The sequence below is a fragment of the Cupriavidus sp. 8B genome, from assembly GCF_054589115.1.
In genome coordinates, this window is record NZ_BAAILO010000607.1 from 28769 (window position 1) to 40518 (window position 11750).

An 11750-nucleotide genomic window follows, 5' to 3' on the forward strand; every position below is an offset into this window, starting at 1 on the left:
GCGCGGGCGTCATGCCGATCATGGCATGGGCGCAGGCGCCCATTCTTGCGCTATATCAAAAGAAGCCGAGCGCGTTGGGGCTGTAGCTCACCAGCAGGTTCTTGGTCTGCTGGTAGTGGTCCAGCATCATCCGATGGTTCTCGCGCCCGATGCCGGATTGCTTGTAGCCACCAAAGGCCGCGTGCGCCGGATAAGCGTGGTAGCAATTGGTCCATACGCGGCCCGCCTGGATGCCGCGGCCCATGCGGAAGGCACGCGCGCCATCGCGCGTCCATACGCCGGCGCCCAGGCCATAGAGCGTATCGTTGGCGATGGCCAGTGCCTCTTCCTCATCCTTGAAGGTGGTCACCGAGACCACCGGGCCAAAGATCTCCTCCTGGAAGATGCGCATCTTGTTGTGACCCGCGAACACCGTGGGCTTGACGTAGTAGCCGCTGGACAGGTCGCCGCCCAGCGCATTGCGCTCGCCGCCGATCAGGCATTGCGCGCCTTCCTGCTTGCCCAGGTCGATGTACGACAGGATCTTCTCGAGTTGCTCCTGCGAGGCCTGCGCGCCGATCATGGTGGCCTTGTCGAGCGGATGGCCCTGCTTGATCGCCGCCACGCGCTTGAGCGCGCGTTCCATGAAGCGCTCGTAGATCGATTCCTGGATCAGCGCGCGCGATGGGCAGGTGCAGACTTCGCCCTGGTTCAGCGCGAACATGGTGAAGCCTTCCAGTGCCTTGTCGAAGTACGCATCGTCGGCGGACAGCACATCCTCGAAGAAGATGTTGGGCGATTTGCCGCCCAGCTCGAGCGTGACCGGGATCAGGTTCTGCGAGGCGTACTGCATGATCAGCCGGCCGGTGGTGGTCTCGCCCGTGAACGCGATCTTGCTGATGCGCGAGCTGGAAGCCAGCGGCTTGCCGGCTTCCAGGCCAAAGCCGTTGATCACGTTGAGCACGCCCGGCGGCAGCAGGTCGCCGATGATTTCCATCAGCACCAGGATCGAGGCCGGGGTTTGCTCGGCCGGCTTGAGCACCACGCAATTGCCCGCGGCCAGCGCGGGCGCGAGTTTCCACGTGGCCATCAGGATCGGGAAGTTCCATGGGATGATCTGGCCGACCACGCCCAGCGGCTCATGGAAGTGATAGGCCACGGTCTCGTGGTCGATCTCGGAGATGCCGCCTTCCTGCGCGCGGATGCAGCCGGCGAAGTAGCGGAAGTGATCCACCGCCAGCGGCAGGTCGGCCGCCGTGGTTTCGCGGATTGGCTTGCCGTTGTCGATGGTCTCGGCCACCGCCAGCGTGACCAGGTTGGCCTCGATGCGGTCGGCGATGCGGTTCAGGATGCGGGCGCGTTCGGTGGTGGAGGTGCGGCCCCAGGCGTCCTTGGCACGGTGCGCGGCGTCCAGCGCGGCGTCCACGTCCTTCTGGTTGGAGCGCGGCACGCGCGTGAAGGGCTTGCCGGTGATCGGCGAGATCGCTTCAAAGTACTGGCCATCGGCCGGGGCCACCCAGGCGCCGCCGATATAGTTTTCGTACTGTTCCTTGTAGGGATACGCAACGCCCAGCTGGGCGATTTCCGCCATGTTCATGTCTCTCTCCGTGTTGTGATGTCTGTCGTGCCGCTCTTGTTCGCGCACAAGCATCCATCCGCAAAAGCTGTGCCCGGTGGGCACGGCGCCGCGAGAACGGGAAAACCACGTAAAACCTGGCGGGGGAGGGCTATGCCGGCTGCTGCCGGTGTGTCACGGTGCGCCGAGGTGTGCCAATCTGGAGCAGTGCGTGGCGTCCTGGCACAGTGGACACAGTGGATGGGGGCCTAGCTGCCGCTGGCATGGATCAGGAACTCGCGCAGCGCATCGGCGGGTTTGTCCAGCTTGCGCCCGGGTTGCCACAGCAGCCCAAGCTCCATGTCAGGCACGCCTTCGGCGATCGGCCGCGCCTCGATCTGCTTGCCCTCCAGCGACCACGGGCGGTACACCATGTCGGACAGCACGGTCACGCCGAAGCTGTGCGCCACCAGCCCGCGCAACCCCTCCATCGAACTGGTGCGAAACGCGATCGACGGCGTCAGCCGCTTGCTGCGCCAGTAGCGCAGCGTGGAGCGCTCGCCTTCGTCCACCGTCAGCAGGATGTAGGGGTGCGCCGCGATGTCCTTCAGCGTCAGCCTGGGCAGCGCCAGCAGCGGGTGCGACGGCGAAGCCCATAGCTGGCGCCGCGAGCGGATCAGCGTGTGGTGGGCAAAGCGTTGCAGCCTCTCGATATTGGACAGCAGCCCGATGCCAAGCTCGATCTCGCCGGCCAGCACCGCGCGCTCGATGCCGGGACGGTCCATGTCGTGGAGGTCGAAATCGATATCCGGGTAGTTGGTGCGAAACCGCGCCAGCAGGCCCGGCAGCAGGTAGCCCAGCACGGTGTAGGACGCCGCCAGGCGCACCGTGCCGCTCAGGTTGTGGGCCTGGAAGCGCGGCTCGCGCAGCGTGTCCTGCACAGCGTCCAGGATCTGCCGGGCACGCTGGTGCAGCCGGTGGCCCTCAGCCGTCAGCGCCACGCCGTGCGGCAGGCGGTCAAAGAGGCGCACGCCAAGCTGCTGCTCCAGCGTCAACACGGCATTGGTAATGGCCGATTGCGACACATGCTCGGCGGTGGCGGCCATGGAGAACTGGCCGGTTTCCGCCGCCGCGGCGAAGTAGCGGAACTGCCGCAGGGTGATTTCCTTGGCGATGCGCTGCCCGCCGTCTTCCTTCCCGCGCCGTTCTTTCGCCATATGGCACCTCGCTATGCGTTTTTCGGATACCAGCTCTCTGAATTCATGATTTTACGATATCGGCCGGCCTTCCTACACTCAGCTACAGCCCACAAGAGCACACGGAGACAGCATCGATGAATGCCCCCCTATCCCCAGCCCAGCAAGATGCGCTAGCGTCGGTTTCCCTCGACGACAAATACACCCTGGAAAAAGGCCGCGTCTATCTCAGCGGCACCCAGGCGCTGGTGCGCCTGCCCATGTTGCAAAAGGCGCGCGACCTTGCCGCCGGGCTGAATACGGCGGGCTTTATCTCCGGCTATCGCGGCTCCCCGCTCGGCGGTGTGGACCAGGCACTGTGGAAGGCCAAGAAGCACCTGGCCGCCAGCGACGTGGTGTTCCAGCCCGGCGTGAACGAGGACCTGGCCGCCACCGCCGTATGGGGCACCCAGCAGGTCAACCTGTTCCCGGACGCGAAGCGCGACGGCGTGTTCTCGATGTGGTACGGCAAGGGCCCGGGGGTGGACCGCTCCATCGACGTGCTCAAGCACGCCAACTCGGCCGGATCCGCCAAGCATGGCGGCGTGCTGGTGCTGGCGGGGGATGACCACGCCGCCAAGTCGTCCTCGGTGGCGCACCAGTCCGAGCACGTGTTGCTGGCCTCCGGCATTCCGGTGCTGTACCCGTCCAATGTGCAGGAATACCTCGACTACGGCTTGCACGGCTGGGCCATGAGCCGCTACTCCGGCCTGTGGGTGTCGATGAAATGCGTGACCGACGTGGTGGAATCCACCGCCTCGGTGGAGGTCGATCCGGATCGCGTGAAGATCGTGCTGCCCGAGGACTTTGCCATGCCGGAGGGCGGCCTCAATATCCGCTGGCCCGATCCGCCGCTGGCGCAGGAAGCCCGCCTGCTCGACCACAAATGGTATGCGGCGCTGGCCTATATCCGCGCCAACAAGCTCAACCGCGTGGTGCTGGATTCGCCCAACGCGCGCTTCGGCATCATGACCGCCGGCAAGGCCTACCTCGACGTGCGCCAGGCACTGTCGGACCTCGGCCTGGACGATGACACCTGCCGCCGCATCGGCATCCGCGTGTTCAAGGTAGGCTGCGTGTGGCCGCTGGACGCGCACGACGCGCGCGAGTTCGCCACCGGCCTGGAAGAGATCCTGGTGGTGGAAGAAAAGCGCCAGATCCTCGAATACGCGCTCAAGGAAGAACTCTACAACTGGCGCGACGACGTGCGCCCCAAGGTCTACGGCAAGTTCGACGAACGTGGCAACCACGGCGGCGAATGGTCGCTGCCGCGCGGCAACTGGCTGCTGCCCGCGCACTACGAGCTATCGCCCGCGCTGATCGCCAAGGCCATCGCCACCCGCCTGGAGAAGAGCGACCTGCCGTCCGACGTGCGCGACCGCATTGCCGCGCGCGTGGCGCTGATCGAGGCCAAGGAGCGCGAAGCCGCGCGCCCGCGCATCTCGGTGGAGCGCAAGCCCTGGTTCTGCTCGGGCTGCCCGCACAACACCTCGACCCGCGTGCCTGAAGGCTCGCGCGCGCTGGCTGGCATCGGCTGCCACTATATGGCGATGTGGATGGACCGCAATACCGATACCTTCAGCCAGATGGGTGGAGAGGGCGTGGCGTGGACCGGGCAGATGCATTTCACCGGCGAGAAGCATGTGTTCGTCAACCTTGGCGACGGCACCTACTTCCACTCTGGCCTGCTGGCAATCCGCGCGGCCATTGCGTCCAAGGCTTGCATCACCTACAAGATCCTGTTCAACGACGCCGTGGCGATGACCGGCGGCCAGCCCGTGGACGGTATCCTGACCGTGCCGCAGATTGCGCACCAGGTGCTGGCTGAAGGCGCCAGCAAGATCGTGGTGGTGACCGACGAGCCGCAGAAGTACGGCGACGGCAGCATGCTGCCCGGCGGCGTCACCGTGCACCACCGCGACCAGCTGGACGAGATCCAGGTCCAGCTGCGCGACACCGCCGGCGTCACCATCCTGATCTACGACCAGACCTGCGCCACCGAAAAGCGCCGCCGCCGCAAGCGCGGCACCATGGCCGATCCGGCCAAGCGGGCCTTTATCAACGACGCGGTGTGCGAAGGCTGCGGCGACTGCTCGGTCAAGTCCAACTGCCTGTCGGTGGAGCCACTGGAAACGCCCCTGGGCACCAAGCGCAAGATCAACCAGTCCTCCTGCAACAAGGATTTCTCCTGCGTGAACGGCTTTTGCCCGAGCTTTGTCACGGCCGAAGGCGCGCAGGTGCGCAAGCCTGTTGCGGCGGGCGGCAAGGGCGCGGGCGCCGATTTCGGCGCGCTGCCGCAGCCGGTGCTGCCCGTGCTGGAGCGGCCCTATGGCGTGCTGGTAACGGGCGTCGGCGGCACCGGCGTGGTCACCATCGGCGGCCTGCTGGGCATGGCTGCCCACCTGGAAAGCAAGGGCGTGACCGTGCTCGACATGGCCGGACTGGCGCAGAAGGGCGGCGCGGTGATCAGCCACGTGCAGATCGCGCCGACTCCCGCCGCGCTGCACGCCACCCGCATCGCCACCGGCGAAGCGCGCCTGGTGATCGGCTGCGACGCCATCGTCTCGGCCTCGCCCGAGGTCTTGTCCAAGACCCGGGTCGACATGACCGCAGCCGCCATCAACAGCGCCAATACGCCGACTGCGGACTTCATCAAGAACCCGAACTGGAAATTCCCGGGCGCCTCGGCCGAGCAGGACCTGCGCGCCAGCGTCGGTGGGGCCTGCGCCTTTATCGACGCCAACGCCTGGGCCGTGAAGTTGCTGGCGGATTCGATCTACTCCAACCCACTGCTGCTGGGCTTTGCGTGGCAGAAGGGCTGGGTCCCGCTGCAGCGCGACAGCCTGGTACGGGCCATCGAACTCAACGGCGTGTCGGTCGAGAAGAACCTGCTGGCTTTCGACTGGGGCCGCTATCTCGCGCACCACGGCGAGGCGGCACTTGCCGCGCAACTGCAGACCACGCCGCGTGCCCAGGTGGTGGCCATGCCGGAAACGCTGGATAGCGTCATCCGCCAGCGCGAGGCCTTGCTCACGGCTTACCAGAACTCGGCGTACGCAGCCCGGTACCGTGCCGTGGTCGACAGCGTACGCGCCGCCGAAAAGCGCGTCGGTGCCAACGGCCGGCTGCCGCTGACCGAAGCTGTTGCGCGCAATCTCGCCAAGCTGATGGCCTACAAGGACGAATACGAGGTGGCCCGCCTGTATGCCGACCCCGCTTTCCTCGACAAGCTGCGCGCGCAGTTCGAGGGCGAGCCTGGCCGTGACTATCAATTGAGCTTCCACCTGGCGCCCCCGTTGCTGGCCAGGCGGGACTCGCATGGCCACCTGGTCAAGCGCCGTTTCGGCCCGGCCATGCTCACGGTCTTCCGCCTGCTGGCACGCGCCAAGGGCCTGCGTGGCACCGCCTTCGATGTGTTCGGCAAGACCGCCGAGCGGCGCTCGGAACGCAAGCTGATCGAGGACTACTTCGCGATGGTAGAGGAGTTCGGCGCGACGCTGAGCGCGGATCGCCTGGATACGGCGGTGGCACTGGCGAGCTTGCCCGATGACATCCGGGGCTTCGGGCATGTCAAGGAAGCCAATCTGGAGAAGGTGGCTGCGCGGCGGGTGGTGTTGCTGGCGCAGTATCGCGGGGAAGCGGCGCGGGTCGCGGCCTGAGCTGGGCGGCGCTGGATTCACGGCGCGGATCAGGATGGCGAACGCCCGCCCTCTCCCCCGGCCCCTCTCCCACAAGTGGGAGAGGGGAGCAAACCGACGGGAATAGAGAACCATTCGGTGTAGCCGTGATTTCCGCCGGCCAGGCGGAAATCACCCACGCGCGATGCGCAGCGAGCCGTGGCGCCTTTCATCTCCCGTTATGCGGCGCGGAAAAGAGGGACCCATGTCTGAGCATCGCCCTAAGGCGATGTGAGTTTGGGTCCCGGCCGCTCTTTTGGCTTGCCGACGAGGAGTCTTTCGCCGCATCCGGGTCGCCTTCTTTGCCTACTTTCTTGGCGTTGGCGAGACAAGAAAGTAGGTCGCCTCCCCGCAGGGGAGGTGAAACTGCCTTTGACTTTAAGCTTTTGACGTTAAGCAGTTGAATTTGCAGTGAAGCAGCACGGATGGTGAACAAGTAGGCATCCGAGAGCCAACGCCACATCCAACACCCGCCCTCTCCCGCGCAGCGGATGAGGGGCAGGGGGAGAGGGCGGGCGCTCGCAGCAGCGCAAGCTCCCAATCATGCGCTGCCCCGCCTTACCGGGGCTGAAACACAATAATCGCCATCCCCGCAATCGCCACCGTCACCCCGGCCAGATCCCAGTGGCTAGGCTTCACCCCATCCACCAGCCAAAGCCACACAATCGCCACCGCAATATAAATCCCGCCATAAGCCGCATAGACCCGCCCGGAGGCATCCGGGTGCAGCGACAGCAGCCAGGCGAACAGCGCCAGCGACAGCGCGCCAGGCACCAGCAGCCAAGCGCTAGCGCCTTGGCGCAGCCACAGGTAGGGGAAATAGCAGCCCAGTATTTCCGCGCAGGCCGTGACGAGGTAAAGGGCGAAGGTTTTCATGTTGCGGATGCCGGTGCTTTGACAGCCTGGCTGGCGTTCTCGCCGTCGTCCTTCTTCACCCGCTTGCGCGCAGCCGGCTGCCGCTTGCCGCCACCCAATTCCCCACCCTTGTAAGGCACCCGCCCCGACGGCACTACCGCCGACGCCAGTTCCACATGTCCTTCCTGGTCGTCAAAGAACATATGCGCGCCGAACGCCTGCAGCACCTGGTCCTTGGGCAAGCCGCCGAGGAAGAAGGCCTCGTCGATGCTGACGTTCCAGGCGCGCAGGGTATGCACCACCCGCGTATGCGCCGGGCTGTTGCGTGCCGTGACGATGGCGATGCGCACCGGGCACTCGCCGGGCTGGAAGTGCGACTGGATCTCCGCCAGCCGGAGCAGCAGCTTGGCGAACGGCCCTTCGGCCATGGCCTTGTGGCGGTGCTTCTGCTCATGCCGGACAAAGGCTTCCAGTCCTTTTTGCTTGAAGATCTGCTCGGATTCCGGTGAAAACAGCACGGCATCGCCGTCGAAGGCAATGCGGATCTGGCCGGCGGGGGCGTGATAGTCGGCGGGCGCGGCGTACAGTTGGGCGGCGGCCACGCCGCCGTCGATGGCGGCTTGTACGTCGGTGGCCTCGCGCGAGAGGAACAGGTCCACCTTGAAGGCATGCAGGTAGCGCGAGATCGGCTCGCCGCCGGTGAACGCCGCGCGGGTGATGTCCAGCCGGTGGGTCTCGATGGCGTTGAAGGCGCGCAGCCCGGTGTCGGGCGAATTGCGCGAGATCACCACCACTTCCACCAGCCGCCGGCCGGGGATCAGGTTATTGAGCCCGAGCAGCGCCTGCACCAGCGGGAACGCGGTGCCCGGCAGCAGGGGCTCGTCCTCATGCTGGCGCTGGTAGGCGGAGTAGGACGCCACCCCCTCGGATTGATAGATGCCGTTCTCGTGCTCGAGGTCGAACAACGCCCGGGACGAGATGCCGATGACGAGTTTGTCTGTGAGATCGTAGGCCATGCCGCAGTATAAAGGCAGACGATTCGACACTGGCGGCGCGCACGGGTCGAGCTGCAGTAGCAACCTGCGGCAGGACAGGGCTTCAGCCCATTGCGAAGCCATCCTTCAGCGTCTCGCGCAGGTAGTCCACGAACACGCGGACGGCGCGCGGCAGGTAGGGGCTGTAAGGGCGGATGGCGAAAAGGTGGTCCCCAAAGGCCCCTGCCGAGCGCCAGTTGGGCAGGACCTTGACCAGCCTGCCGGCGGCCACGTCCGCCTGGGCGGTGAAATCCGGCAGCAGGGCGATGCCCAGCCCGCCCAGCGCCGCCTCGCGCAGGGCTTCGCTGTTGTTGGCGGCAAAGCTGCCATGTATGGCCACGCTGCGCCGGGGGCCCGCGCCGCGCACCGGCTCGAAGCTCCAGGTGGGTGATTCGCCCCGCCGGAAATAGTGCAGGCAAGCATGCCTGGCCAGATCCTCCGGGTTTTCCGGCGCGCCATGGCGCTTCAGGTAGCTGCGCGTTGCCACCAGGACCGTGCTCGTGCGGCATAGCGTCCAGGCAATATGCGTATCCGGCGCCACCGAGGCATGCCGGATCGCCAGGTCGAAACCCTCCTGCGCCAGCGAGGTGAACTTGTCGGAGAACTCCATCTCGATCCGCACTTCCGGGTAGGTCTTCAGGAAGGCCGGGATGCGCGGGACGATCTGCTGGCGGCCCAGCGCCACCGGCGCCGTTACCCGCAGCAAGCCGCGCGGCTCGCCGGCAAGATCGCGCACGCCGGCAAAACTGCGCTCGATATCCGAGAAGGCGTTGCGCGTGGTGTCCGCGAGTTGCTGGCCGGCTTCCGTCAGCCGGACGCTGCGTGTGGTCCGCTGCACCAGCGGCACCCCGGCGCTGCGCTCCAGCTCCGCGATCCGCTGGCTCATCGCCCCCTTGCTCACGCCCAGGCGCACGGCCGCGGCCGTGTAGCTGCCGAGCTCACCCAGCACGACCAGCGAGTACAGGTGCGCCCAGTTGGGCTCTTTATTTTCGTCTTCCATCGCGGCATTGTTTACTTTGCTAAACAATGAGTCAAGCCGCGCGGCATTGCTGGGGATGGATGCCCTGACTACACTCGTCGCATTGGCAAATCCCCCTCTCTTTCCTGGAAGGCAATAACGTGAAGACTCCCATCGCATACACCGAAGGCGGCCAGCTCGGCCACTACATCAACGGCAGCCGGGTTGCCAGCGGCAGCGGCCGTGCGCAGGATGTCTTCAACCCCGCCACCGGCGCCGCCGCGCGCACCGTGGCGCTGGGCTCGGTCGACGAAGTCCGCACCGCGGTTGCCGCTGCCGCCGCGGCCTTCCCGGCCTGGGCGGACACGCCCCCGATCCGCCGCGCGCGGGTCATGCAACGCTTCCTGCAGCTGATGAACCAGAATCGCGACACGCTCGCGGCGATGATCACCGCGGAACACGGCAAGGTCTTCTCCGACGCGCAGGGCGAAGTCTCCCGGGGCATCGACATCATCGAATTTGCGTGCGGCATTCCCCAACTGCTCAAGGGTGACTACACGGACCAGGTCAGCACGGGGATGGATAACTGGACGCTGCGCCAGCCGCTGGGGGTGGTCGTTGGCATCACGCCGTTCAACTTCCCCTGCATGGTCCCTTGCTGGATGTTCCCGATCGCGCTGGCGGCCGGCAACACCTTTGTGCTCAAGCCGAGCGAGCGGGATCCCAGCGCCAGCCTGTTCATGGCGGAACTGCTGACCGAAGCCGGCTTGCCGGCCGGCGTGTTCAATGTGGTGCAAGGCGATAAGGTGGTGGTCGATGCCTTGATCGAACATCCTGAAGTCAAGGCGGTGAGCTTTGTCGGCTCCACCCCGATTGCCCAGTACATCAGCGAGCGCGCGGCGCACTTCGGCAAGCGCGTGCAGGCACTGGGCGGCGCCAAGAACCACCTGGTGGTCATGCCCGACGCGGACATCGAGCAAGCCGTGGATGCCTTGATCGGCGCCGGCTACGGCTCGGCTGGCGAGCGCTGCATGGCGATCTCGATTGCCGTGCTGGTCGGCGATGTCGCGGACAAGATCCTCCCGCTGCTGGCCGAGCGCGTGAAGGCACTGGTGATCGGCAACGGCATGAACGCCGAAGCCGAGATGGGCCCCATCGTCACGCGCCAGGCGCTGGAGCGGATCGAGGGCTATGTCGGCCTCGGCGTGGAGGAGGGCGCCACGCTGGTGGTGGACGGCCGCGATTGCCGCGTGCCCGGCCATGAAGGCGGCTTCTTCACGGGCGGCACCTTGTTCGACAACGTGACCCCGGCCATGCGCATCTACCAGGAAGAAATCTTCGGCCCGGTGCTGGGCTGCGTGCGCGTAAAGGATTTTGCCGAGGCCGTGCAACTGGTCAACGACCATGAGTTCGGCAACGGCGTGGCCTGCTACACCAGCGACGGCGGCGTGGCGCGTGAGTTCGCTCGGCGCATCCAGGTCGGCATGGTCGGCATCAACGTGCCCATCCCGGTGCCGATGGCCTGGCACGGCTTTGGCGGCTGGAAGCGCAGCCTGTTCGGCGACACCCACGCGTATGGCGAGGAAGGCGTGCGCTTCTACACCAAGCAGAAGTCCGTGATGCAGCGCTGGCCCGACAGCATCGGCAAGGGTGCCGAGTTCGCCATGCCTACGGCGAAGTAAGCTGCGGGTGGCAGTGGGTTGGCGCGCTAACCCTTGGTCATTGCCGATTGAATGCGCCTTGATCTGAGGCGCGTCTTTAGGGCGGGGTTTTGATGCTCCTAGCTGCTGATGCAGAATAGCGTGAGTGGGCGATGTTTTAGCGCTTCTAGCTGCTGTCGCGGCTGTACGGTGTTGGCCGTTTTAGAACGTGTGAGATGTCACTTTTCTTTACTCGTAAAGAAAAGTAACCAAAAGAAAGCGATCCTTGCAGGAGGCTGGCGTGGCGTCATTGGGGACCCCAATGATTTCGTCGTCAGGCCCCGGGTTTTAATTCACTCGTGCCGTTACCGGTTTGAATGGCCACGATCCTGTTAATGACGCTGGTTTCGTGGTGAGGCCCCCGGTAGTAGCATCCCTGCCCATTCGCCCATCTGCCGGCACCGGATCGGAGCATCACGATATATCACGCCGTGATGGTTTAGTGGTGGGGTGGGCGCGGTGGTGAATCCCTCAAAACTATTCCGGCGGTGCCACCGCGCCCACGACGAAAACGGGACGCATGCAACTTCATGGCCGCCCGCGCCGCGAGCGACAGACGGCCTGAAATTCGTGGTGGTGGCTACCGGTGGGGACCACCACGAAACCCTGGGCATTGGCAGCGTCGTGGTGATCTAAACTGGTAACGGCACGAGTCCATTAGCACCCAGGGCCGTACGACGAAACCATTGGGATTCCCAATGACGCCACGCCAGCCTCCTGCAAGGATCGCTTTCTTTTGGTTACTTTTCTTTACGAG

General features: G+C 65.5%; 7 protein-coding genes. 2 read left to right on the forward strand and 5 right to left on the reverse strand.

The window, feature by feature from the left end:
* Window positions 1–55: 55 nt before the first annotated feature.
* Window positions 56–1576, reverse strand: a complete 1521-nt coding sequence (gene adh, locus ACYP5B_RS50315; RefSeq protein WP_318234483.1) for an aldehyde dehydrogenase — start codon at window positions 1574–1576, stop codon at window positions 56–58.
* A 227-nt stretch (window positions 1577–1803) separates the two neighbouring features.
* On the reverse strand, window positions 1804–2751 hold the full coding sequence (locus ACYP5B_RS50320; RefSeq protein ID WP_318234484.1) for a LysR family transcriptional regulator: 948 nt from the start codon (window positions 2749–2751) through the stop codon (window positions 1804–1806).
* 116 nt (window positions 2752–2867) lie between these two features.
* Here ACYP5B_RS50320 and ACYP5B_RS50325 point away from each other — a divergent pair, with 116 nt between their 5' ends.
* Window positions 2868–6428: an indolepyruvate ferredoxin oxidoreductase family protein gene (locus ACYP5B_RS50325; RefSeq protein WP_459574948.1), complete on the forward strand. Its 3561-nt coding sequence runs from the start codon at window positions 2868–2870 to the stop codon at window positions 6426–6428.
* Between the two features lie 576 nt (window positions 6429–7004).
* Here the strand turns inward: ACYP5B_RS50325 and ACYP5B_RS50330 are convergent.
* The 3 genes from ACYP5B_RS50330 to ACYP5B_RS50340 form a co-directional block, all read right to left on the reverse strand.
* The gene (locus ACYP5B_RS50330; RefSeq protein WP_459574950.1) at window positions 7005–7322 is read right to left on the reverse strand and encodes a YnfA family protein; all 318 of its coding nucleotides are present in this window, start codon (window positions 7320–7322) and stop codon (window positions 7005–7007) included.
* The gene (locus ACYP5B_RS50335) at window positions 7319–8317 is read right to left on the reverse strand and encodes a 5'-nucleotidase (protein WP_459574952.1); all 999 of its coding nucleotides are present in this window, start codon (window positions 8315–8317) and stop codon (window positions 7319–7321) included. Before ACYP5B_RS50335 ends, ACYP5B_RS50330 begins: the two co-directional genes overlap by 4 nt.
* Window positions 8318–8399: 82 nt before the next feature.
* Entirely contained in the window at window positions 8400–9335 is a 936-nt protein-coding gene (locus ACYP5B_RS50340) for a LysR family transcriptional regulator (protein WP_459574954.1), read from the reverse strand.
* 119 nt (window positions 9336–9454) lie between these two features.
* Between ACYP5B_RS50340 and ACYP5B_RS50345 the strand changes: the two genes are divergently transcribed.
* On the forward strand, window positions 9455–10975 hold the full coding sequence (locus tag ACYP5B_RS50345) for a CoA-acylating methylmalonate-semialdehyde dehydrogenase (RefSeq protein ID WP_459574955.1): 1521 nt from the start codon (window positions 9455–9457) through the stop codon (window positions 10973–10975).
* Window positions 10976–11750 lie beyond the last annotated feature (775 nt).